We start from the raw sequence: 24,185 nt of genomic DNA, 5'->3' as shown, positions 1-24,185 counted from the left end.
CTATTAAAACTAAAAAGCCTCGACATTGTCGAGGCTTTTTAGTTTTTTACTTCACTTGAAATATAAAGGGTATTCTAGCTTGAATTCCTTTTAGGTTTTTCATTTTGTGAATATTATAGTATAATTGGTAGTTCTCATCACCCAAAGTTTCTTTAAGAATTTCTTCTTTTGAAGCTTTCATAAATGGAGAGAACTTTAGAGCTTCTTTTAAATCAGTTTTGTAATTAGGATAATTACGAACTTTGTAGTTTTCAAGTTCTGCTAATTCAGCAGCAGCTTTAATTGCGTCATTTAATCCCCCTAATTGATCTACTAAGCCATTTTTAATAGCTTCTTTACCAGTCCAAACTCTTCCTTGTGCTATTTCATTAACTTGTTCAAAGGTCATATTACGTCCAGCTGAAACACGGTTTACAAATGTGGTGTACATCTCCTCAATTCCTTCTTTTGTAACATCGTAAAACTTCTTATTCATTGGTTCAAAAACACTGTAAGAAGGACTGTTGTTGGTTGAAACTTGTTCTGCGTTAATACCTATTTTATCTGTAAATTGACTAAAGTTAGGAATTGCTCCAAAAACTCCAATAGATCCAGTAATTGTAGTTGGTTCTGCAAAAATTTTGCTTGCGTTACAAGCAATGTAATAACCTCCAGAAGCAGCATAATTCCCCATAGAAACAACTATAGGTTTTTCTTTTTTAGTAAGTTCTAATTCGCGCCATATTAGTTCAGAAGCTAATGCATTACCTCCAGGAGAGTTTACACGTAGTACAATAGCTTTTACATTAGTATCTTTTCTAGCTTTTCTAATGGCTTTATTAATAATTCCTTGACCGATAAAATCTTTACTACCTTCCCCGTAAATAATGTCTCCTTGTGCATAGATTACGGCAATTTTATCTTTAGCGGTTGAAGAAACCCTTCCTTTACCAGAACTAATATAGTCTTCAATAGAAATAGTATTTACTTTTTTATCAGACCCCATAGCCAACTTTTCTTTGTACTCATCTTCGTAAATAGAAGCATCAATTAAGTTGTTTTCTTTAGCTACGGTAACGTTTCTTCCATTATAATTATCGGCAATAAGATTTAGCTTTTCAATAGAAATGTTTCTACTTTTACTAATATCATCTGTAATTTCTGACCAAATAGATTTTAAAAATGAAGTAGTTTGTTCACGATTAGCTTCACTCATTTCATTTTCTAAAAATGGCTCTACAGCACTTTTATATTTTCCGTGGCGAACAACTTCCATTTTAATCCCGTATTTATCTTCAAAATCTTTGAAATATAAAATTTCGGTAGATAAACCTCTAAAATCAATAACACCAATAGGGTTTAAAAATAAACTATCAGCAACAGAACTTAGGTAGTAATTTTTTTGAGTATAAATATCATTGTAGGCATATACAAATTTACCACTCTCTTTAAACTCTTCAATTTTGTTTCGTATAGCTTGTATTTGTGCAATACCAGCATTTATAAAAGGTGTTTTAATACTTATCCCTTTTATTTTATCATCTGTTTTTGCATTTTCAATAGCATTTATAATCTTGTTTAAAGCTAACTTTTCATCTGTTAATTCTAAAGCTTCTGCAATAGGGTTGTTTTCTTTTGGGGCATAATCTTTAATAGGAGTTGATAAATCTAATTCTAAAACCGAGTTTGATTTTACAACAACTTTTTCTTCAGCTCCGACGATAGAAGCTATTGCAAAAAAGAATACAAAAAGTAAAAAAATGGCAATAAAAAAGCCAAGAATAGAGGCAAGTAAATTTCTTAAAAACTTCATGTTGTATGGTTAATTTTTTTGAGCAAATATACAGTTTTTAGAAAGACGCCTTTTTACTAAGATTTTGCTAGTTCCAGCGATTTATTCCTACACCTAAATTCATGCGATATTTTCGTTGTGCGAACTCAAAATAATTAAAAAGTTTATAGTTTACTTCATAACCATAATCAACATGTGGACTATAATCAATTATATTTTCATAAATGTTTGAATTAAACTGTAGAGGATTTCTAGCTCGATAATTCCATGTATTTACATAAAGGCGGTTTTTATTTTCGAGATATTGTTGTGAATAAAAGCCTTCTGGTTTAGCAATGCTGTTTAAATAGGTAGTAAAACCAGGATCTATAATTATAATTTCATATTCTAAACTATCATTAGCAATTACAACAGGTTCCTCTTTTTGTTGAGTGTTTGAAGCATTTTTTATAGGAGTAAAACTACAAGACCATAACAAAACTCCGATAATGCTAAGAAATATAATACGTTGTAAGGTTTTCATAATCAGTATGATTTGTAATTATAAAAGTGCAAAAATTATTCCATTTTTAATTGATTTTTAACTTGTTTAACAGTAATTTTCAGCATTAAATAATAGAAAATGAAGAAAAGGTGTTTTTGGGTTAGTGATGACCCATTATATATTGAGTATCATGATAATGAATGGGGAGTACCCGTATATGATGATGATAAATTGTTTGAGTTTTTAATATTAGAAACCTTTCAAGCAGGTTTAAGTTGGATTACGATTTTAAAGAAAAGAGAAAACTTTAGAAAGGCGTTTGATAATTTCGATTACAAAAAAATAGCAAAATACTCTGAAGATAAATATGAAGAGTTGCTTCAAGATGCAGGGATTATAAGGAATAAACTAAAGATAAAAGCTACAATAACTAATGCACAATTGTTTATAAAAGTGCAAGAGGAGTTTGGGTCGTTCTCAAAATATATTTGGGATTTTACAAACGGTAAACCAATAATTAATAAGTTTAAAAAAAGGGAAGAGGTCCCGGCTACCACAGAGATTTCTGATGCTATTTCAAAAGATTTAAAAAAACGAGGATTTAAGTTTGTTGGCTCAACTGTAATTTATGCGCATATGCAAGCAACAGGAATGGTAAATGACCATACAACGGACTGTTTTAGATACCATGAAGTTTAAATTTCGTAATTTTAGCATTCAAAAAAATAAATTAAAAACTATATAAATGAAACTAAAACAAATGCTTTGTGTGTTTGCAGCAGCAGGAGTATTAACTTCTTGTGGTGTAGATGCAAAAAAAGAGCCTAAAGTAGTAGAAAAAAAGGCAAAAGAGTTTGAGTATGTTGTTGAGCAATTTGCTGATATAAAAGTATTACGCTATCAAATTCCAGGGTTTGATGAGTTAACACTAAAAGAAAAGAAGTTAGTGTACTATTTAACTCAGGCTGGTTTATCTGGACGTGATATTATGTGGGATCAAAACTACCGTCATAATCTTGAAATTAGAGCAGCTTTAGAAAATATCAATAACAACTTTAAAGGAGATAAAGAAAGCGAAGATTTTAAAGCGTTTACAACTTATTTAAAAAGAGTATGGTTTTCAAACGGAATCCATCATCATTACTCTAACGATAAGTTAAAGCCTACGTTTTCTAAAGAATACTTAGAAACGTTATTAAAAGAAACTAATACTGAGTTATCTGCTGAAGCATTAGACGTTATTTTCAATGATAAAGATGTTAAAAAAGTAAACAAAAAAGCAGGAGTAGATAATGTATTAGCATCTGCAGTAAATTTTTACGGAGCTGATATTACTAGTAAAGATGTAGAAGAGTTTTATGCGAAAGCAGATAAAGGACCAGAAGGACAACCAATTGAGGCTGGATTAAATTCTAAATTAGTTCGTGAAGAAGGAAAGCTAGTTGAAAAAGTGTGGAAGTCTGGTGGAATGTACGGACAAGCAATCGATAAAATTATTTATTGGTTAGAAAAAGCTAAAGAAGTAGCAGAAAACGAAAAGCAAGCCAAAACGTTAGAGTTGTTAATCGAATACTATAAAACAGGAGATTTACATACTTGGGATGAATATGCAATTGCTTGGGTAGAATCTACAGAAGGAAACATTGATTGGATTAATGGTTTTATTGAAGTTTATAATGATCCTAAAGGGTACAGAGGTTCGTACGAAACAATCGTACAAATCAAAGACTTTGATATGTCTAAAAAAATGAAAGTATTATCAGACAATGCACAGTGGTTTGAAGATAATTCTCCGTTAGATCCAAGTCACAAAAAGAAAGATGTTGTAGGAGTATCATATAAAACAGTAAATGTTGCAGGTGAAGCAGGAGATGCGTCGCCAAGTACTCCAATTGGAGTGAATTTACCAAACAATAACTGGATTCGTCAACAACATGGTTCTAAATCAGTATCGTTAGGAAATATTATAGGTTCATATAATAATGCTGGAGGAACTGGACGTTTAAAAGAATTTGCTAATGATCAAGAAGAAATCGATTTAGAGATTAAAAACGGTAAGTTAGCGGATAAATTACACACAGCATTACATGAGGTAATCGGACATGCTTCAGGTGTAATTAATGATGGAATTGGCCAACCAAAAGAAACGTTAAAGAACTATGCTTCTACTATGGAAGAGGGTAGAGCAGATTTAGTTGGGCTGTATTATTTAATGGATCCTAAATTACAAGAGTTAGGATTAGTTGATGACTGGCAAAAAGTAGGTAAAGCTGCTTATGATGGATATATAAGAAATGGATTAATGACTCAGTTAATCAGAATTAACTTAGGAGATGATATTGAAGAAGACCACATGGTAAACCGTCAATGGGTTTCAGCTTGGGCTTTTGAACAAGGAGCAAAAGATAATGTAATTGAAAAAGTTACCAGAGATGGTAAGACATATTATAATATCAACGATTATGAGAAGCTTCGTGAGATTTTTGGTCGTTTATTAAAAGAAGCGCAAAGAATTAAATCAGAAGGAGATTTTGAAGCTGCAAAAGCATTAGTAGAAGGTTACGGAGTAAAAGTAGATCAAGATATTCATAAAGAAGTTTTAGATCGTAATGCACAGTTTACATCTGCTCCTTACAGCGGATTTGTAAATCCTGTATTAGAGCCAGTAACAGATGCTGATGGAAACATCACTGATATTAAGATCAAGCAACCAGAAACTTTTGAAGAGCAAATGAACTTCTATGCTAAAAACTATAATTTCTTACCAGTAAAAAACTAAGAAATTAAGTTTTAAAATAGTTGAAAATATCAAAACCGATTCTGATTAGAATCGGTTTTGTATTTTTAGAGGGATTAATAAAAGATAAATGGCAAAAAAAGTAAAAGATCCTGGTTTAGGTTATAGCTCCAGTAGTAATGCTCAAAGAATAATAAATGCAGATGGTAGCTCTAATGTTGTTCATGCAAACAGAAGGTTTGGAGCTGATGACTTGTATGCTTTTTTTATAGAATTACCGTGGTGGCAATTTTTTGCATTTATACTCATTGGCTATTCACTATTGAATATTCTTTTTGCATTTGTATATGTGTTTATTGGGATAGAACAAATAACACCTTCAAAAGGCAATTTTTTAGACGATCTTTTAAATGGATTTTTCTTTAGTGCACAAACCCTAACAACAGTAGGGTATGGAGGAATCGCCCCTAAAGGTATTGCAGCAAATGTTATTGCAGCTTTTGAGGCAATGATTGGTTTGTTAAGTTTTTCTTTTATTACAGGATTGTTATATGGGCGTTTTTCAAAAGCAAAAGCATCTATCCGTTTTAGTGAAAATTTAATTTTAAGAGATTTTAAAGAAGGTAGAGCATTAATGTTTAGGTTAATGAATCGTCGTAAAACAGTAATGATAGAGCCAGAAATAACTGTAACATTATCCCTTTCAGAAAAAAAAATGAATGGAGAATACAAGCGTCAATTCTATGAACTTAAATTAGAAAGAAATAAAATTATATACTTGCCGACCGTTTGGACAGTTGTACATGAAATAGATGAAAAAAGTCCGTTACATAAATATTCAAACAAAGAAATAAGTGAATTAAACGGAGTTCTTTATGTTTTAATGCAATATCATGAAGAATCTTTTGGACAAAAAGTATATCAAATTACTTCGTACAATTTCTCTTCTCTTGAGGTAGATGTGAAGTATACATCATCATTTTATTTTGATGAAGAAGGTAATACTGTATTAGATCACTCAAAATTAAGTGAAATATCAAAAATGAATTAGAATTACCTTGTTAGTAGTTTTGATAAGAATAATAATGCAATTACAACTGCAATTCCTATTGCCACATAAATAGCTGCATTTTGATAATATTTCTTATTGTTTTTAGCATCCTTTTTGTAGCTAAAAAACATCAAAATAATAAAAGCTATTACAAATAAACTAGCAAAAATGATTCTGCCCGTAGTAAACATTTTAGCAGCAATAAGTATAAACATAAAATTGTATTTTTAGCAAAGTTAAAGAATGATTTTAGAATGGAGAAAACTAAAACAGCAATTATTTTTGGAGGTACATCAGGTATTGGAAAAGGGCTTGTAGAAAAACTAATACAAGAAAATTATATTGTAGCAGTAACGGGTAGAAGGTTCGAAAAACTAGAAGAGCTGAAGAAAAAACATCCAAGTCAAGTACTCATTAAGCAAAATGATATACAGCAAGTAGATGAGGTTGAAAAAGTGTTTAATGAGATAGTAGAAGAATTAGGAGAAGTTCATCTAGTGATACAATCTTCAGGAGTTGGTTTTGTAAACCCAAAGTTGAACTGGGATAAACAAGAACAAACCATAAACACGAATGTTTTAGGAGTAACAAAACTATATGCTTTAGCTTATAAATTGTTTAAAAAACAAGGTTTTGGTCATTTAGTGGGAATCTCATCTATAGCATCTATTAGAGGAAATAGAGCAGCGCCAGATTATTTCTCATCAAAAGCGTATCAAAAAGCATATTTAGAAAGCCTGTATATTAAAACAAAATCCATCAAAACAAAGAAAGTGTTTATTACAGATGTTCGTCCAGGATTTGTAGATACAGCAATGGCGTTAGGCGATGGTATTTTTTGGATGGTACCTCTAGAAAAAGCGGTTAATCAAATATATTCAGCAATAAAACGAAAAAAACGAGTAGCTTATATCTCAAAAAGATGGAGCTTGATAGCTTGGGTGCTAAAAGTTGTGCCAGCAAGAGTTTTAAAAATGGCTACATAATGAAGAAAGAAAACTTAATAGTGTTTGATATTGATGATACATTAACTAAAAGTGAAAACCAACATCAAGAAGCATATGTAGAAGCAATGAAAAGTTTTGGGATAATTAAAGTTAATCAAGACTGGAAAAGCTATGAGAATGTGACTGATAGTTATATTTTAAAATGGAATTACGAAGCCAATTTTAATTCAACGTTTAATTTTTCTTTCATTCCTGAGTTTGAGGAAAAAATGACAGAACTATTACTGTCCTTCGCAAAAACAGAAGAAATACATGGAGCAGGAGAAATAGTTGATTTCTTTATGAAAGAAACCGATTATGCAATTTGTTTTGCAACGGGTTCTTTACTAAAACCAGCATTAATTAAATTAGAACAAGCAAATATAAATTTTGTGCCAAATTTAGTAGAAGCCTCAAATAATTTGTTTAGAAGAGAAGAAATAGTAAACTCAGCAATTAACAAAGCAAAAAACTATTTTCAAGTTCAGGAATTTAAAAATATTATTTCGGTTGGGGATGGTATTTGGGATTTAAGAACAGCAAAAAACTTAGGAGTAAATTTCTTAGGAATTAGAAATAAAAATCTATCAGATTTTAAACAAGAAGGGATTAAGAGTCATATTGAAGACTGGACAAGATTTAATTTTCAAAAAGTAAAAACAGAGTTACAAATCATATAAGTTATATAAAATGAAAAAAAGAATTGAAGCAGTACATGAATTTCATTCAGCATTTGGGTTAGGAATAAAAAATGAGCCAACAGCGAACATTGGAGAAGAACGAAACTTACTTCGTTTTAATTTGATGAAAGAAGAAAATGAAGAGTATTTAGAGGCTGCTCAAAATAATGATTTGGTTGAGGTAGCAGATGCTTTAGGAGATATGCTGTATATTTTATGTGGAACTATAATTGAACATGGAATGCAACATAAAATAGAAGAAGTATTCAATGAAATTCAACGAAGTAATATGAGCAAGTTAGGAGAAGATGGCAAGCCAATTTATCGTGAAGATGGTAAAGTGTTGAAAGGACCTAATTACTTTAAGCCAAACATTAAAGAAATTTTAGATAAATAAAAAAAAGCTCCTCATTGAGGAGCTTTTTTACATTTTGTTTTTCTATTTATTTACCCATAATTCTTTCTAATTCTGATGTTAATGTTTTTACATTACTAACCATTTTAATAATAACACCATTAGCATCTACAATTAAATGAGTAGGATATTGTTTTACTTTTAGTTTTTTGGCCATATAATCCTTTTGTTCAGGAATAGTTGGATATTTGAACTCTTTAGTTTCTAAAAACTCAACAAGTTCATCTTTTTTATCAAAAGCCAAACTAACAAACTCTATTTTATCATCTTTGTACTTGTCTACAAGTTCATTTAATTCAGGAAACTCTTCAACGCATACCTTACAAGTAATAAACCAGCATTTAATTACTAGTAATTTACCTTTTGTATCCGCTTTGTTATGTGCTTTACCTTTTAAGTCAACAAAATTATAATCAGGAAGTTTTTTACCTTCCATTTTAAAATATTGATGAGCTATTGAAGCTTTGCTAACAATTGATTTCTTAATTTTTTCGTCTGCGGAATCATCAATACCTGTAAGCTGATACAGTACTTTACCGTCTTTTTCAGATTTAACAGGAATATAGGCACCAGTACGAAGCAAGGTTAAAAAGATTCCCTTTTCCATAATAGCTCCCTCATCATCTAAAGGGGTAAAGGTTGACATTAAGTCAATATTTTCTTTTGTGTAAGCTTCCCAGTTATCAAAACTTTTCTGAATATCTTCAGTGTCAATAGAGGTAGAACTAGCTGAAGACTCATTAACAGTTAAGTTTTCTTCAGGGGCTTCCTCTTCTTCCTCAGAAGAAGTTTCTACAGTTTCTATAGGAGCAGTAACTTCACTACTTTGGGCTGTGATATTATTTCCGTTTTCTAATGAATTAGAATAAAAATCTAATCCAAAAAACGAAATAGCAAAACCAGCTCCTATTGATAATAAAGCAGGTATAATATTTCTCATTTCTTTAGAATTTTTTATTAAAATAACTTAATTCCGTTTACTAATATAGCTTTTTTAAATGAAATGATTAAATTTTAACCCTCCAGTTATGCTTGTCTTCTAATTTGTTATACTGAATGTTAAGTAGTTTTTCTTTAAAGAAAGAAGCATAAGAATCACTTACTTCAGGTAACTCAAAAGAGTCATTTTGATGTTTAAAACCTTTTATAGGGTTTATTACAGCAGCAGTACCCGAACCAAAGATTTCTTTTAGTTCACCTTTTTTTGCAGCTTCTTTAATTTCAGCAACCGATACTCTTCTTACTTCAACATCTATATTATAATCTTTTGCAAGTTGAATAATTGACTTACGAGTAACACCATCTAAAATACGGTCATTAGTTGGTGCAGTTACTAGTTTATCTCCTATTCTAAAAAAGATATTCATAGTGCCAGCTTCTTCAAGATATTCATGTGTATTAGCATCTGTCCAAACAATTTGTTGATACCCTTCTTTATGTGCTAAACTGGTAGGATAAAACTGTGCTGCATAGTTACCAGCAGCTTTTGCAAATCCAACACCACCATCTGCAGAACGACTATACTTTTCAGCAAAAATAACACGAACCTCACCTGCATAATATGCTTGAGCAGGCGAACAAATAATAATGAATTTGTATTCCTCAGCAGGAGAAGCAGCAATAGCACCTTCAGAAGCAATAATAAATGGACGGATATATAACGAGTTTCCAACACCTTTTTTAATCCAAGCATTGTCTAACTCAAGAAGTTTTTTTAATCCTTCAAAAAATACGTTTTCAGGAACTGGAGGCATCGCTAAACGAGCACCAGATTTATTAATTCTATGAAAGTTTTCATCTGGACGAAATAAAAACACATCATCATTATCATCCTTGTAAGCTTTCATTCCTTCAAAAACAGCTTGTCCGTAATGAAAAACTCTAGCCGATGGCTCAAAAGATAAAGGCCCGTAAGGCATAATCTTTGGTGTTTTCCACTCTCCGTCAGCAAAATCACAGACTAACATGTGATCCGTAAAAGTGCGACCAAATGCTAAGTTGTTAAAATCTACCGTATCTATTTTTGACTCTTTTATAAGCTCAATATCAATATTCATTGTGTTGTAGTTTTAGAAGTGCTACGAAGATACGAAATCTAGTGGTATATTTTAAGTTTAGCTTCTTGCTAGAAGAAATATAAGTATATTTGTTGAATGTTAATTTTAAAATTTTGAAAATGAAAAGACTACTAGTTTTTGCTATGGTTTTGAGCATAGCATTTATTTCTTGTAAGGTTGTAAAAAAGAATGGAACTTCTGATGTAAATAGCGCTAAAGAACAAAAAGTAGAATACGCATCATTTGGAGAAGAAATTTCAGATGCAGATGCTATTTCTGCTGAAGAAATGCGAACTAAATTCAAAAATTTAAAAAAAGGAGATACCCTAAACATAAAATTCACTTCAACAATTAATGAGGTATGTAAGAAAAAGGGATGTTGGATGAAGTTAGATTTGGGTGAAGAACAAGAATCAATGGTGCGTTTTAAAGATTATGGTTTTTTTATGCCTTTAAATGCAGATAATAAAGAGGTGATAGTAAATGGTAAAGCTTTTGTTACTGAGATTTCTGTAGATGAATTACAACATTATGCTAAAGACGCTGGAAAATCGGAAGAAGAAATAGCAAAAATTACAGAACCAAAATATACCTATGCTTTTGAAGCAGATGGAGTATTAATGAAGAAATAATGAAACAATCAATTATTGTTTTATTGATGTCTTTGGCGCTTTTTTCTTGTAAGGAGAAAAAGGAAGAACAAAAAGAAGAACTCATTATGTATCAATCTTCAGAAATGGCAGCTTTAATGAATGCTATGTATGAAGGAAACATGACAATTAAGAATAAGATTCTAGAAGGAGAATCAATAGGTGATTTTCCTGAAACTTATTTGAATATTCACTCTGCAGTTTTAACAGATCCAGCAGATAGGAATATAAGTTTTGAAGCTTTTTCAAAACAGTATATTCAAAATATGCAGCAAGTGTATTCAGGGTCAAAAGATTCTTTAAAACAAAATTTTAATCAAGCAGTAAACAGTTGTATTGCCTGTCATAAAACAACTTGTACAGGACCAATACCAAGAATTAAAAAGTTACTGATTAAATAGTTTAGTTATAAAACGGGAAATTATCATAACGTCCGATGGTTCTACAACCATTCATTTACCAGATTGGAATGAACAATATCATTCTAAGCATGGCGCAATACAAGAAGCATATCATGTATTTATTAGAAATGGACTAAAGTATGTAGATACTAAAAGTGTTTCTATTTTAGAAATAGGTTTTGGTACAGGACTCAATTGTTTTATTACGCTTTTAGAAGCAGATAGAAATATTGATTATGTTGGTGTTGAAGCTTATCCAGTAGCCAAAGAAGAAGTAGAGAAACTGAACTATGTTACGGAGTTGGAAGCTAATGATAAAAGAGAACTTTTTGATAAAATTCACAAAGTTTCTTGGGAAGAAAATCACAATATTACTCCCGATTTTTCATTGACTAAGCGTAAACAGTTTTTTGCTGAAATAACTGATGAAAATAGTTTTGATTTGATTTATTTTGATGCTTTTGGAGCAAGAGTACAACCTGATTTGTGGACGGAAGATATTTTTAAAATTATGTTTGCTGCGTTAAAACCAGAAGGGGTTTTAGTAACCTACTCAGCTAAAGGAAGTGTACGAAGAGCAATGCAAGCAGTAGGGTTTGATGTAGAGCGCTTACCCGGGCCTCCAGGAAAAAGAGAAATGTTACGAGCTACGAAAGTAGGCGAGTAATATTCAGTGTAGCTAAATGCTTCGAGGAGTAAAGCATTCAGCATAATTAATGTAGTAATTAGAAAAATAAACAAATGGAGTTTAAAAGACGCTTCGGTAACCGAAAAAAAGGAAATCCTAAAAGAGGATTGTTTCTAGTAATCTTATTAATCATTGTATTGTATTTATTTTTCAATGCAGAAAAAATTCTTGGGAGATTTTTATAAATGAAGCCATTTCAATTTAAAGAGTTTGCGGTACATCAAGATAAAACTGCAATGAAAGTTGGTACCGACGCTGTGTTGTTAGGTGCATGGTGTAATTTGGGAGATTTTCCAGATACAATGCTTGATGTTGGGTCAGGTACAGGAGTCATTTCATTAATGTTAGCACAACGAAGTGATGCAATGACTATTGATGCCGTAGAGGTTGATGGAGATGCTTATGAGCAAACTGTAGAGAATTTTGAGCAATCAGATTGGGGGGATAGGCTCTTTTGTTACAATGCTTCTTTTGTGGAATTTGCAGAAGAAATGTCTGAAGAAGAAGAAGAGTATGATATAATTGTATCCAACCCGCCATTTTATACCGATAACTACGAAACGGAAGATTTAGCGAGAAATAAAGCACGATTTACGAGTTCGCTGTCTTTTGAAGAGTTACTTAAAGGAGTGAGTGAAATATTGTCCGAAAACGGAAGATTCTCAACCATTATACCTTTTAAAGAAGAAGCGGATTTTATCAAGCTAGCTAAAAAACATAACTTATACCTAAACAGGGTTTGTAGAGTAAAAGGAAATCCAATGTCAGAAATAAAGCGTAGTTTATTAGAGCTATCGTTTACTGAAAGTTCTATACAAGAAGAAGAATTAATTATAGAAACTAAAAGGCACCAGTATACTGATGCCTATATTAATCTTACAAAAGATTTTTATTTGAAAATGTAACCTTTTGTATGGTTACATTTTCGAAGCTTTAATTTTGTTCTTGTTGTGAACAATGTAGTTCCTCTGTATCTGTTTTTATAACTACTATTGGGTTTTTATTTTCATCTATCGCAACAAAAGTAAACTCACCTTCGATGGCTTTTTCTCTATGTTGAGAGTACATCTGTTCAGTAAAAATTTTAACGGTAACTTTTAAACTTTTGTTGCCTATATAACTTACTTTTCCTACTAATTCAATAATAGTCCCAGCAGGAATAGGCTTTTTAAAATCAATTTTATCACTACTTACGGTTACAACTTTTTGTCTGCAAAATCGTGTTGCAGTAATAAAAGCAACTTCATCCATTAATTGCATGGCTGTTCCTCCGAATAGCGTATCATAATGATTGGTTGTATTTGGAAATACAGCTTTGAAAATTCGTGTTTCCGATTGAGTTATTTTTTCTTCAGTAGTCATTATTTTATATATATGTTGGTGTAATTAGTGCCTGAAAGAAATAGTTATTCAAGCACTTTTACCATTGTTAATTTACAGTTTCTAAGGTGTTAGTATTGTAGCTTAATGAAGCTTCTTTTGCAGCAGAAACCATAGCAAGTAATGCTTTTTCAGTTTCGTCCCAATGCCTAGTTTTAAGACCGCAATCAGGATTTACCCAAAGTAGAGAAGCTGGAATAACTTTTTGAGCTTTGTGTAGTAACTCAATCATTTCTTCTTTTGAAGGAACTCTAGGTGAATGAATGTCATAAACTCCTGGGCCAATTTCATTTGGATATTTAAAATCAGCAAAAGCATTTAACAACTCCATTTGAGAGCGTGAACATTCAATTGTTATCACATCAGCATCCATATCAGCGATGTTTTGAATGATGTCGTTAAACTCAGAATAGCACATGTGCGTGTGTATTTGTGTAGCATCATCTACACCACATGATGAAATTTTAAAAGCTTCAACAGCCCATTTTAGATAATTTTCCCAGCCCGATTTTCGTAGAGGGAGTCCTTCTCTTATAGCAGGTTCATCAATTTGAATAATTCGGATACCTGCTTTTTCAAGGTCAGCAACTTCATCGCGAATAGCCAATGCAATTTGTTTACACGTAACTGAGCGAGGTTGATCATCTCGCACAAATGACCATTGTAAAATAGTAACAGGCCCAGTTAGCATTCCTTTAACCCATTTGTCAGTTAAAGATTGAGCGTACTGTGACCAATAAACAGTCATTGGATGAGGTCGGTAAACATCTCCATAAATAATAGGAGGTTTTACACAACGACTACCATAACTCTGAACCCAACCTTTTTGAGTAAAGCTTACCCCAGCAAGTTGTTCGCCAAAATACTCTACCATGTCGTTTCGTTCATATTCACCATGAACTAATACGTCAAGACCTATTTTTTCTTGCCATTGAATGGTTTTTTGAGTTTCCTTTTTAAGTAAGTATTTATACTCCTCACTACTTAAATTTCCTTTTTTATACTGAGCTCTCCAGCTTCTTACCTCTTTGGTTTGAGGGAATGAACCAATAGTTGTGGTAGGGAATAATGGTAAGTTCAACACTTTTTCTTGAGCCTTTTTACGAACTGAAAACTCATTTTTTCTTTGAGAATCAAATTCAGTAACGGCATCAACACGCTGTTTTACATCATTATGGTGAATTAATGTTGAGGATTTTCTACTAGCTATAGCTTTTTTGTTTTCTTCAAAAGCGTTTAAAACAGGTTCATCACTCGTACTTTGAGATAACTTTTTTAACAAGCTTACCTCTGTAAGTTTTTGTTTTGCGAAAGCAAACCACTCTTTAATTTGATTGTCTAAAGATGTTTCTAAATCTAAATCACATGGAGCATGTAATAAGGAACAAGAAGGAGCTATAAAAACTCTGTCAGAACCTAATTTATCAGTAGCTTTTTGGATAAGTTGCAACGATTTTTCAAAATCATTTTTCCAAATATTTCTACCATCTACAATACCTAATGATAAAGTTTTATCTTCAGGAAGCGTGTTCAATACATCATCTAATTGTTCTTCACAACGAACTAAATCGATGTGTAGAGTATCTATAGGAAGTGTATTAGCTAATGAGAGATTGTCTTTTAAACCTTCAAAGTAAGTAGTAACTATAAACTTTAGTTTAGGGAATTTTTTTCTAATCTCATTATATATAAATTGATATGTTTCTTTGGCTTTTTCACTTAAGTCTAACGCTAAAAAAGGTTCGTCAAACTGAACCCATTCAGCACCTTGTGCTTGAAGTTCTTGTAAAATTTCAATATAAACAGGAAGTAGTTTTGAAGCTAAATCTAATTTATCAAAACCTTCCTCTTTTTCTTTACCTAAAAGGAGGTAACTAACTAAACCGATAATTACAGGTTTGGCATTAATACCTGCTTGTTTAGCTCCAACAAATTCATTAATAATTTTGTTAGAAAATAGCTCGAATTCTTGATTTTTATAAAACTCTGGAACGATATAATGGTAGTTTGTGTCAAACCATTTAGTCATTTCCATAGCAGTGATATCAAGTTCATCCTTCTGATACCCTCTTGCCATGGCAAAATAAAGATCAAGTTCAGAGTTTGAAATTTTTAAAGCTACTTCATTGTAACGTTTAGGAATAGCGCCAACAGTAAGTGTCATATCTAACACCTGATCGTAATAAGAAAAATCATTACAAGGAATAAGGTCTATACCTGCTTCTTGTTGTGTTTTCCAATTTTGTTGACAAATGTTTCTTCCTGTTTCAAGAAGTTCTTGTAAACTAGTTTTGCCCGACCAATATTGCTCGCAGGCTTTTTTGAGTTCTCTGTTGCTACCTATACGCGGATAGCCAAGAATGTGCGTTTGCATTTTCTTTTAAACTTTTATAATTAAACATTAATTTTAAAAGCTCTTTTAGATGCTTCGCAATACTAAAAAACGATGTGATGTTTGAGGAGAAATAATGACATACCAAAAAAGCACAGCATTTCATAAGTGAAAGTGTGCGTTAAAATATATCATCGGTATGACCCAAAAGCTTCAAATCGCGAAAGCATTGTCAATATCCGAATAGGCAGGTCTCCTGACTTATAACAGTTTTTATCATCCTTCCCGCTTTTGGCAGTGGATATACTAGGATAAAAACCTTTAGTGTGTTACTTACAGTTGCGCGACAGTTCGTGATTTTCACACGATTCCCTATTAATCTACAGCTAAGTAAAACCTTTCCGGTTGATGAAGTATGTAAAGAACTTATCGAGGTAAATGTATGTATTATTTTTTAAGAATAGAGAATAAAAAAAGCATCAGTATACTGATGCTTCTTGAGTTTTAACAAGATTTTAAATTTTGTTATTTTTCCCAGTTTTTAAGTTGATCCAGATATAAGTAGCTTTCAATAAATTTTCTATGTTCAGTATTTGTCATGATTTCGAGTAGTTCTAAAGCTGAAATATAACTTGCTAAATTTCCGTTTGAAGATAAAAATTTACCATCTTTAATAAAAGTTACCAAGCTGTCGTTTTGAACTTTTAAATTAGGGTAATCTTTTTGAAGCTGTTCACCACCACCAATCCATGTTACAATTTTATGGCCATCAGCTATACCAGATTTACCAATTAAATTAGCTCCAGCACAATTACTAACAGTGTATTTGGTTTCTTGATTTTTTGATTTTATAAAATCTATAACTTTAGCATTGTGTACTTGTGCATACATATCGTAAGCACTTGGTACAAATAAAGCTGTTAATTTAGGACAATTATCAAAAGTGTAGTCAGGAACAAAATGCATTCCTTCTTCGGTGGTAATTGGTTTTGTTGTTTCAGCTATAGTAACTACATTAAAAAGTTGTTTACCATCTTTGTCTACTTTTCCAAATACATCTGACGTTGCTATAACTTCTCCTTGTAAAACTCCGTTAAACATTAAAAGTCCTATAGTTGGTAAATCAGGGTTAAATGGTTTTAGGTGTTTAGTTAGTGTATCAGATGGAGATATAACTTGTTCAACTTCCTCAGTTTTTTTGTTGGTTTTCGATTTCTTAGAATTACAGCTGATAGCAATAATTACAAATATCAGCATTGTTATAAAGCTAATTTTTTTCATGTTTTTTTATTTTTTATCTCTTTCTGTAGGTTTAATAATCATTCTAAAATATTGGTCTTTATATATGTAGTAGCCTAACCAGTTGTATAGAGTTCTTACTTTGTTTTTAAAGTTTACAAGCCCCATGATATGTACAAAAATCCAAATTAGCCAAGCAATAAAACCTTTTAAAGACTGTTTCTGTCCAGGGAAGTCAAGTACAGCTTTGTTTCTTCCAATAATAGCCAGAGAACCTTTATCAGTGTATTGAAAAGCTTTCCATTTATTATTTTTCTTATGAAGATTTTTAGCTAAGTTTTTTGCTTGTTGTAAGGCAGGTTGCGCCAATTGTGGGTGTCCGTTAGGATAGTTTTTGTCTCCTAGAATCAAGGCACAGTCTCCTAAGGCGTAAATATTATCATATGAATGTACTAGGTTAAATTGGTTTGTTTTTAATCTTCTACCTGCGCCGAAACTATCCTTTGAAAAACCATCAAATGTTTTAGCAGATACACCAGCTGCCCATATAAGGTTTTTAGTATGTATTTCTTCTCCGTTTGACAAATACACGGTTTCGCCATCAAAGTCATTAACCATTGTATTCATTGTTAGCTTAACCCCTAGTTCACTTAATTTTTTAGAAGTGTATTCTTGTGCTTTTTTAGACATTGGTGCTAAAACAGAATCTTGACCATCAATTAGGTGTATTTCACCAAAATCATTTTCATCTAGCTCAGGGTAATCTTTTATTATAATTGAAGTTTTAATTTCAGCTAAAATCCCTGAGAGTTCAACTCCAGTAGGTCCAGCTCCTGCAATAACAAAAGTTAAGCACTTTTTCCTTTCTTCTGGATTGTGGATTCTAGTAGCACGGTCAAATCGAGTTAAAATAACATTTCTAAGAGACAAGGCATCGCTAATAGTTTTCATTGGTAAACTGTACTTTTCAATGCTTTTGTTTCCAAAAAAGTTAGTTTCTGTACCAGTAGCCATTACTAAGATGTCATACTCTATTTCTCCATTACTTACCACTATTTTGTTTTCTTCTGGAACAACTTTTTCAAGAGTACCGAGTCGAAAACGGGCGTTTTTAAATTTTCTTAAAATTTTTCTGAATGGATAGCTAATTGCAGATGGCTCCATAAAACCGGTGGATACTTGGTAGATTAAAGGAGGAAAGAAATTGTAGTTGTTACTATCTACTAAAATAATCTGATAATCTTCTGAATTTCCTAATCCTTTTATAAGTTCTAATCCAGCAAACCCGCCGCCAACAACGACAAGTTTTTTCATATTTTTCATAATGCTATTATGCCCTTAAATTAATATAAGTACAAAGGTAGTTAAGTAGGTTTTAGTAAAAAATAAACTGGCTTAAGAAAAGTTACTTTCTTTTAATTTCACTTAAGTATTCAGGAGTTAATCCTAAAAAACTAGCAACTAAATATTGAGGAACTCGCTGTACAAATTCAGGAAAATCTTCTTTAAACCTAAAATACATTTCTTCTTTAGAGTAGCTGTTTATGTATTTTAAGCGCATTAAAGCAGCTCCATAAGCTGTTTCGTATATGTTTCGGAAGTACTTTTCTAATAAAGGGAATTGATTTAATAACGTATTATACTTTGAAGAGGAGATTGAAAAAACTACAGAATTTTCAACTGTCTCTATAGTAAAGTTAGAACGTTTTTGATTCTGAAAAGCTAAAAAATCAGTTAACCACCAATTTTCTAAAGCAAATTGTGTAGTTTTTTGATAGCCTAAATCATCAATAAAATATAATTGTAAACAGCCTTTAGCAACAAAAAATAGTTTATCACAACGGTTACTTGTAGGTAGTAAAGTTTCTTTTTTCTTGAAGGACTGACAGTCAAAAAAAGAAAGTACTTCAGTTAATTCTTCTTCTGAAAGATCTGCGTAATTTTTAATGTGATTTTTTAAAATGCTTTCAGCCATATGTTAGTGGTAGTATTGAGGTGTAAAAATACTAACTTTATAAAGACTCTCTTTAGTTTTAAAAGGAAAAGGCACCAATATATTGGTGCCTTTTTTATTAGTTCTGGAAGATTTTATCCTTTTATACTCTCAGGGTTATACCCTAAATAAGGTACTTCTTTTTCAACAAAATTAATTCCGTAATCTTCCAACTCCTTTAAAATTGGTTCGTATACTTCTTTGTTGATTGGTAATTGTACACCAGGAGTTGTAATGTCACCATTTAAAATACGTACGGTAGCCATGGCTACAGGTAAACCAACAGTTTTTGCCATTGCAGTGTAAGTTTGATCATCACCTTTAATAACCATACTACTTTCTATTTGGAATTTATCTTCTTTGTATTGGTATCCAAAAATATGGTGCATTACAATCATATCTTTATCTTTGGCTTCAAGAGTCCAAGAATCCATCAATATTTTTTGTAAAATTTCAGCAGGAGTTGCGTTTTTCAATCCTACTTTTTTATTTGGGTTGAAAATGTCTAACTCTAAAAATTTATCCCACATTAAATCATCTTGGTCTATCTTTAAGTACGAACGGAATTTCAACTCTACAGAATCAGAAGGAGAATATGCCAAGAAAAGATTTGTGAAATCACGATAACTCATATTCTCAGAATCTTCAATAGTATAAGTGTCATCAGTCATTCCTAATTGAACAAATACATTCCAAGCACGAGAAAAACCAACTTTACGAATAGTTCCACGATACATGGTTTTAATATCTTCTAAACCATAAATACTTCTATACTTCAAAGAATCACGGTTTGCATACGCTTCAAATTTTCCACTACCGTTAATTGTTAAAAATTCAGTTCTTCTAAATAACTTTTGGTATGGAATATACTTATAGGTTCCTTCTTGAATAAACATTGAAGCTCCTCCTTGACCAGCTAATACCACATTTCTAGGATTCCAAGTAAATTTATAATTCCATAAATTAGTGTCACTTTCAGGAGCTACCAATCCACCACAAAAAGATTCAAATAATAACATTTTTCCTCCCTGTTCTTTTATACGATCAATAACTTGCATAGCACTCATATGATCAATTCCTGGGTCAAGACCAATTTCATTCATAAACACTAATCCTTTAGCTTTAGCTTCTTCATCTAGAGCTTTCATTTCATCAGAAATATATGAAGCAGTAACCATATGTTTACCATAAGTAATACAATCTTTAGCTACTTCAATATGAAAACGAGCAGGTAACATTGAAATAACAATGTCTGCTTTTTGAATTGCATTTGAGCGTTCTTCTGCGTTAAAAACATCTAGTTGAATTGCTGTAGCGTTTGAATGATTGTTAACTTTAGATTGAGCACTTTCTAATGAAACGTCACCAATAGTTATATGTAGGTTTTCTTGTGAAGATTTATCTAATAAATATTTTATAAGTGAAGAGCTTGATCTACCAGCACCAATTATCAATATATTTCTCATTATAATGTATTTTTGTTATCAATAAATTTTGAGGCGACAATATCGCTAAAAAAGTTTAAATTTAAACAAAAACTAAAATAATGTATAAAAATTTAACAACAGCAGCGGTTTTAGGAGTGGTTGCTGTTATTTTAGGAGCTTTTGGAGCCCACGCCTTAAAAACGAAATTAACACCAGAAGCTTTAGAGAGTTTTGAAACCGCTGTACGCTATCAGTTTTTTCATGTACTATTATTACTTTTTGTAAACATGTTTACTCAGTTCACAAACAAAGAAAAGAACAGGATTAGTTATTTTTTAATAGCTGGGATTTTATTGTTTTCAGGATCAATTTATCTAATTTATCTAGTGAATGTTCCTGCAAAAGCAATTTGGTTTATAACACCTTTAGGAGGATTACTATTAATCGTGGGGTGGAGTCTATTAACGTATAGCTTTTTTAAAAAAGTTATTAAAGGTTAAAGTTGATAAAATCTTTGTATGATTCATCTTTTTAATCAAAAAGAACTATTTTTGTCCAAAATTAAACACAACTAAAATCTTTTAAGATGACAAATCTTGATACGAAAACGATATCGTTAGATAACTTAGGCATAAAAGACGCTACGGTTCGTTATCAATTAACTTCAGACGAGTTACACGACATCACTATTGAAAAAGAACAAGGAGTAGAAACCAGTTTTGGAGCATTAGCTGTTAAAACAGGTGAGTTCACAGGTCGTTCTCCAATGGATCGTTTTATCGTTAAAGACGATATAACTAAAGACCAAGTTTGGTGGGGAGATATTAACATCCCTTTCGATTCAGAAAAATTTGACAAGCTATACGATAAAGTAACAAACTATTTATCAAACAAAGAGATATTTGTGCGTGATAGTTATGCATGTGCAGATGAAGATTACAAGCTAAATATTCGTGTTGTAAACGAATACCCATGGAGTAACATGTTTGCATACAACATGTTTTTACGCCCTACAGCAGAAGAGTTGAAAAACTTTTCTCCAGAATGGACAGTAGTAAACGCTCCAGGTTTTATGGCTGATCCAGAAGTAGATGGAACACGTCAACACAACTTTGCTATCTTAAACTTTACTAGAAAAATAGCATTAATTGGTGGTACAGGGTATACAGGGGAAATTAAGAAAGGAATTTTCTCTGCGTTAAACTTTATTTTACCAGTATTTAAAAACACGTTACCAATGCACTGTTCTGCAAACGTTGGTAAAGATGGTGATACTGCTATCTTCTTCGGGTTATCAGGTACAGGTAAAACTACTTTATCTACGGATCCAAATCGTAGTTTAATTGGTGATGATGAGCATGGTTGGACTGCTGAAAACACAATCTTCAACTTTGAAGGAGGATGTTATGCAAAAGTAATCGACTTATCTCAAGAGAAAGAACCAGAAATTTACGGAGCAATTAAAAGAGGAGCAATCCTTGAAAATGTTGTGATGGACGATAAAGGAAATGTGGATTTTGCTGATACATCAATTACACAAAATACACGTGTAAGTTATCCAATTTATCACATTGAAAATATTCAAACACCATCTAAAGGTTCAAACCCAAAGAACATCTTCTTCTTAACAGCAGATGCTTTTGGAGTATTGCCTCCGATATCTAAATTAACACCAGGTCAAGCAGCATATCACTTTATTTCTGGGTACACAGCAAAAGTAGCAGGTACTGAGGCTGGAATTAATGAGCCATTACCAAGTTTTTCAGCTTGTTTTGGAGCTCCATTTATGCCATTACACCCAACACGTTACGCTGAAATGTTAAGCAAGAAAATGCAAGAAGCAGGAGTAAACGTTTGGTTAATTAATACTGGATGGACAGGTGGTGCTTACGGTACTGGTAGCAGAATGAAATTAAAGTACACTCGTGCTATGATTACTGAAGCTTTACAAGGTAATTTAGAAAACGTTGAATTTGTACAACACCCAATTTTTGGATTATCAATGCCAACTACTTGTGAAAATGTTCCTGATGAAGTGTTAAATCCAAAGCAAACATGGGCAGATAAAGATGCTTATGATGCAAAAGCTATGGAGTTAGCTAATTCATTCAGAAAGAACTTTGCTCAGTTTGAAGAAATGGCAAGCGAGGAAATTATTAAAGGTGGACCAATAGCGTAACCTTTAAAACATAAATACAAAGAAAGCATCCACTATGGATGCTTTTTTTATGGAAAATACTCAGTATTTTAGCAATAAATAAATTTTAGCATGATTGTACAGGGAAATATAGTCGATATACAAAATAAACGAATCTTTAAAGGAGAAGTTGAGGTTAAAGAAGGAAAGATTATACAAATTAGAGAGGTAGAAAACACTTTAGATAACTATATTTTACCTGGATTTATAGATGCACATATTCATATTGAAAGCTCGATGTTAGTACCATCAGAATTTGCAAAAATAGCGGTAACTCATGGTACCGTAGCTACGGTATCTGACCCACATGAAATAGCCAATGTGCTAGGTGTGAAAGGAGTTGACTTTATGATTGAAAACGGAAAGAAAGTTCCGTTAAAATTCAATTTTGGAGCGCCGTCATGCGTGCCAGCAACTTCTTTTGAAAGTGCAGGAGCGGTAATTGATTCAGAAGACATCAAAAAAATGATGCAGAATCCTGATATCAAGTATTTAGCAGAGATGATGAACTACCCAGGAGTCATTTATCAAGATGAAGAAGTGTTGAAAAAAATAGCTTGGGCAAAACATTATAATAAGCCAGTAGATGGACATGCACCAGGATTAAGAGGAGAGGATTTAGACAAATACATAGCAGCAGGAATTTATACCGATCACGAATGTTTCACTTATGAAGAAGGATTAGAAAAATTACAAAAAGGAATGAAAGTCATCATTCGAGAAGGGAGTGCTGCAAAAAACTTCGAAGCACTGATTGATTTACTTCCTGAATATTATGAGAACATGATGTTTTGTTCTGATGATAAGCATCCAGATGATTTGTTATTAGGACATATCAACCAATTATGTGAGCGTGCAGTAGCGAAAGGAATAGATGTTTTTAAAGTATTACAAGCTGCTTGTATCAATCCAGTAAAACATTATAATTTGGATGTAGGAACTTTAAACGAAGGGGATGATGCTGATTTTATAGTAGTAAAAGACTTACAAAAGTTTGAGGTGTTACAAACCTATATCAATGGGGAATTAGTAGCCGAAAAAGGAGAGTCATTCGTACAACATGTAGACTTTGAAGTACTAAATAATTTTGATACTGATAAAAAAAATATTGCTGATTTTGAGTTTCATTCAGCGTCTGAAAAGATTCGAGTTATTGAAGCCTTAGATGGAGAATTAGTGACGAATGAAATAGAAGCAGATTCTTTAATAAAAGATGGAAATTTAGTTTCAAATGTAGAGAATGATGTATTGAAAATGACGGTAGTAAACCGTTATGAAAATGCAGAACCATCCATAGCCTTTATTAAAAACTTCGGATTAAAAGAAGGAGCAATAGCGAGTTCTGTTGGTCATGATTCACATAATATTATTGCAGTAGGAGTATCTGATGAATTGATTTGCAAAGCAGTTAATTTATTAATAGAAAATAAAGGAGGAGTTTGTGCGGTAACTGCATCCGAAGAAAAAGTAGTTCCTCTCCCAGTAGCAGGAATTATGTCAGATAAGTCAGCTATTGAAATAGGGAAAGCCTATGCAGAGTTAGACGTCATGGCAAAAAAGCAAGGAAGTAAACTACGAGCTCCATATATGACCTTATCTTTTATGGCATTGTTGGTAATTCCATCTTTAAAGCTATCAGATAAAGGACTGTTTGATGGAAACACATTTAAATTTACCTCTTTAGAGGTTAAATAACC

24 protein-coding genes and 1 riboswitch are annotated in these 24,185 nt (G+C 32.0%); of the genes, 13 read left to right on the top strand and 11 right to left on the bottom strand.

Annotated features, from left to right (window positions below):
• Positions 1–46: 46 nt before the first annotated feature.
• Positions 47–1,792, bottom strand: a complete 1,746-nt coding sequence (gene sppA, locus VBY68_RS06615; protein WP_415269284.1) for a signal peptide peptidase SppA — start codon at positions 1,790–1,792, stop codon at positions 47–49.
• A 67-nt stretch (positions 1,793–1,859) separates the two neighbouring features.
• Positions 1,860–2,294: a DUF6146 family protein gene (locus VBY68_RS06610; protein ID WP_415269283.1), complete on the bottom strand. Its 435-nt coding sequence runs from the start codon at positions 2,292–2,294 to the stop codon at positions 1,860–1,862.
• Positions 2,295–2,393: 99 nt separating this feature from the next.
• Here VBY68_RS06610 and VBY68_RS06605 point away from each other — a divergent pair, with 99 nt between their 5' ends.
• From VBY68_RS06605 to VBY68_RS06595, 3 genes are all read left to right on the top strand, one after another.
• On the top strand, positions 2,394–2,954 hold the full coding sequence (locus tag VBY68_RS06605) for a DNA-3-methyladenine glycosylase I (RefSeq protein ID WP_415269282.1): 561 nt from the start codon (positions 2,394–2,396) through the stop codon (positions 2,952–2,954).
• Positions 2,955–3,000: 46 nt separating this feature from the next.
• Positions 3,001–5,034: a dipeptidyl-peptidase 3 family protein gene (locus tag VBY68_RS06600; RefSeq protein ID WP_415269281.1), complete on the top strand. Its 2,034-nt coding sequence runs from the start codon at positions 3,001–3,003 to the stop codon at positions 5,032–5,034.
• Between the two features lie 88 nt (positions 5,035–5,122).
• Positions 5,123–6,043 carry an ion channel gene (locus VBY68_RS06595; RefSeq protein ID WP_415269280.1) on the top strand — a complete coding sequence of 307 codons (921 nt, stop codon included), beginning with the start codon at positions 5,123–5,125 and terminating at the stop codon, positions 6,041–6,043.
• Between the two features lie 2 nt (positions 6,044–6,045).
• Here VBY68_RS06595 and VBY68_RS06590 read toward each other — a convergent pair whose 3' ends face one another.
• Positions 6,046–6,258 (bottom strand): hypothetical protein, encoded by a 213-nt coding sequence (locus VBY68_RS06590; protein ID WP_237270910.1) that lies wholly within the window; start codon positions 6,256–6,258, stop codon positions 6,046–6,048.
• 39 nt (positions 6,259–6,297) lie between these two features.
• Here VBY68_RS06590 and VBY68_RS06585 point away from each other — a divergent pair, with 39 nt between their 5' ends.
• Genes VBY68_RS06585 through VBY68_RS06575 form a run of 3 tightly spaced genes read left to right on the top strand, consistent with a single transcriptional unit; the run spans position 6,298 to position 8,106 of the window.
• On the top strand, positions 6,298–7,029 hold the full coding sequence (locus VBY68_RS06585) for an SDR family NAD(P)-dependent oxidoreductase (protein ID WP_274639139.1): 732 nt from the start codon (positions 6,298–6,300) through the stop codon (positions 7,027–7,029).
• Positions 7,029–7,709, top strand: coding sequence for an HAD family hydrolase (locus VBY68_RS06580; RefSeq protein WP_415269279.1), 681 nt, complete (start codon positions 7,029–7,031; stop codon positions 7,707–7,709). Before VBY68_RS06585 ends, VBY68_RS06580 begins: the two co-directional genes overlap by 1 nt.
• Positions 7,710–7,719: 10 nt before the next feature.
• Positions 7,720–8,106, top strand: a complete 387-nt coding sequence (locus VBY68_RS06575; RefSeq protein ID WP_028892423.1) for a pyrophosphohydrolase domain-containing protein — start codon at positions 7,720–7,722, stop codon at positions 8,104–8,106.
• A gap of 46 nt (positions 8,107–8,152) precedes the next feature.
• Here the strand turns inward: VBY68_RS06575 and VBY68_RS06570 are convergent, their stop codons facing one another.
• Positions 8,153–9,064 (bottom strand): TlpA family protein disulfide reductase, encoded by a 912-nt coding sequence (locus tag VBY68_RS06570; RefSeq protein ID WP_415269278.1) that lies wholly within the window; start codon positions 9,062–9,064, stop codon positions 8,153–8,155.
• 67 nt (positions 9,065–9,131) lie between these two features.
• Positions 9,132–10,181 carry a branched-chain amino acid aminotransferase gene (locus VBY68_RS06565; RefSeq protein WP_099215866.1) on the bottom strand — a complete coding sequence of 350 codons (1,050 nt, stop codon included), beginning with the start codon at positions 10,179–10,181 and terminating at the stop codon, positions 9,132–9,134.
• Between the two features lie 119 nt (positions 10,182–10,300).
• Between VBY68_RS06565 and VBY68_RS06560 the strand changes: the two genes are divergently transcribed.
• The 4 genes from VBY68_RS06560 to VBY68_RS06545 all read left to right on the top strand — a co-directional run bounded on the left by VBY68_RS06560 (position 10,301) and on the right by VBY68_RS06545 (position 12,825).
• Entirely contained in the window at positions 10,301–10,813 is a 513-nt protein-coding gene (locus VBY68_RS06560) for a DUF4920 domain-containing protein (protein ID WP_415269277.1), read from the top strand.
• Complete coding sequence (locus VBY68_RS06555) at positions 10,813–11,232, top strand: hypothetical protein (protein WP_415269276.1); 420 nt, start codon at positions 10,813–10,815, stop codon at positions 11,230–11,232. The genes VBY68_RS06560 and VBY68_RS06555 overlap by 1 nt, the downstream gene beginning before the upstream one ends.
• A 7-nt stretch (positions 11,233–11,239) precedes the next feature.
• Positions 11,240–11,899: a tRNA (5-methylaminomethyl-2-thiouridine)(34)-methyltransferase MnmC2 gene (mnmC2, locus tag VBY68_RS06550; protein WP_099215869.1), complete on the top strand. Its 660-nt coding sequence runs from the start codon at positions 11,240–11,242 to the stop codon at positions 11,897–11,899.
• Between the two features lie 206 nt (positions 11,900–12,105).
• Positions 12,106–12,825, top strand: coding sequence for a tRNA1(Val) (adenine(37)-N6)-methyltransferase (locus tag VBY68_RS06545; RefSeq protein WP_415269275.1), 720 nt, complete (start codon positions 12,106–12,108; stop codon positions 12,823–12,825).
• A 28-nt stretch (positions 12,826–12,853) separates the two neighbouring features.
• Here VBY68_RS06545 and VBY68_RS06540 read toward each other — a convergent pair whose 3' ends face one another.
• From VBY68_RS06540 to VBY68_RS06515, 6 genes are all read right to left on the bottom strand, one after another.
• Complete coding sequence (locus VBY68_RS06540; RefSeq protein ID WP_415269274.1) at positions 12,854–13,282, bottom strand: acyl-CoA thioesterase; 429 nt, start codon at positions 13,280–13,282, stop codon at positions 12,854–12,856.
• 67 nt (positions 13,283–13,349) lie between these two features.
• Positions 13,350–15,674: a 5-methyltetrahydropteroyltriglutamate--homocysteine S-methyltransferase gene (gene metE, locus VBY68_RS06535; RefSeq protein ID WP_415269273.1), complete on the bottom strand. Its 2,325-nt coding sequence runs from the start codon at positions 15,672–15,674 to the stop codon at positions 13,350–13,352.
• A 187-nt stretch (positions 15,675–15,861) separates the two neighbouring features.
• Positions 15,862–16,048: riboswitch (cobalamin riboswitch) on the bottom strand.
• Positions 16,049–16,157: 109 nt separating this feature from the next.
• On the bottom strand, positions 16,158–16,913 hold the full coding sequence (locus tag VBY68_RS06530) for a DJ-1/PfpI family protein (RefSeq protein ID WP_415269272.1): 756 nt from the start codon (positions 16,911–16,913) through the stop codon (positions 16,158–16,160).
• Positions 16,914–16,919: 6 nt separating this feature from the next.
• Entirely contained in the window at positions 16,920–18,194 is a 1,275-nt protein-coding gene (locus VBY68_RS06525; protein WP_415269271.1) for an NAD(P)/FAD-dependent oxidoreductase, read from the bottom strand.
• Positions 18,195–18,276: 82 nt separating this feature from the next.
• Positions 18,277–18,846 carry a Crp/Fnr family transcriptional regulator gene (locus VBY68_RS06520; protein ID WP_415269270.1) on the bottom strand — a complete coding sequence of 190 codons (570 nt, stop codon included), beginning with the start codon at positions 18,844–18,846 and terminating at the stop codon, positions 18,277–18,279.
• A gap of 113 nt (positions 18,847–18,959) precedes the next feature.
• On the bottom strand, positions 18,960–20,330 hold the full coding sequence (locus VBY68_RS06515; RefSeq protein ID WP_099215876.1) for a saccharopine dehydrogenase family protein: 1,371 nt from the start codon (positions 20,328–20,330) through the stop codon (positions 18,960–18,962).
• 80 nt (positions 20,331–20,410) lie between these two features.
• Between VBY68_RS06515 and VBY68_RS06510 the strand changes: the two genes are divergently transcribed.
• The 3 genes from VBY68_RS06510 (at position 20,411) to ade (ending at position 24,183) form a co-directional block, all read left to right on the top strand.
• Positions 20,411–20,791 (top strand): DUF423 domain-containing protein, encoded by a 381-nt coding sequence (locus tag VBY68_RS06510; protein ID WP_415269269.1) that lies wholly within the window; start codon positions 20,411–20,413, stop codon positions 20,789–20,791.
• A gap of 86 nt (positions 20,792–20,877) precedes the next feature.
• A complete protein-coding gene (pckA, locus tag VBY68_RS06505; protein ID WP_099215878.1) occupies positions 20,878–22,470 on the top strand; it encodes a phosphoenolpyruvate carboxykinase (ATP) in 1,593 nt (530 codons plus the stop codon).
• A gap of 90 nt (positions 22,471–22,560) precedes the next feature.
• On the top strand, positions 22,561–24,183 hold the full coding sequence (gene ade / locus VBY68_RS06500) for an adenine deaminase (protein WP_415269268.1): 1,623 nt from the start codon (positions 22,561–22,563) through the stop codon (positions 24,181–24,183).
• Positions 24,184–24,185: the final 2 nt, after the last annotated feature.

It is taken from the genome of Tenacibaculum ascidiaceicola (assembly GCF_047470925.1).
Classification (GTDB): Bacteria; Bacteroidota; Bacteroidia; order Flavobacteriales; family Flavobacteriaceae; genus Polaribacter; species Polaribacter discolor.
Note: the sequence above shows the minus strand (reverse complement) of the source record. Positions and strands in the feature narration are given on the sequence as shown.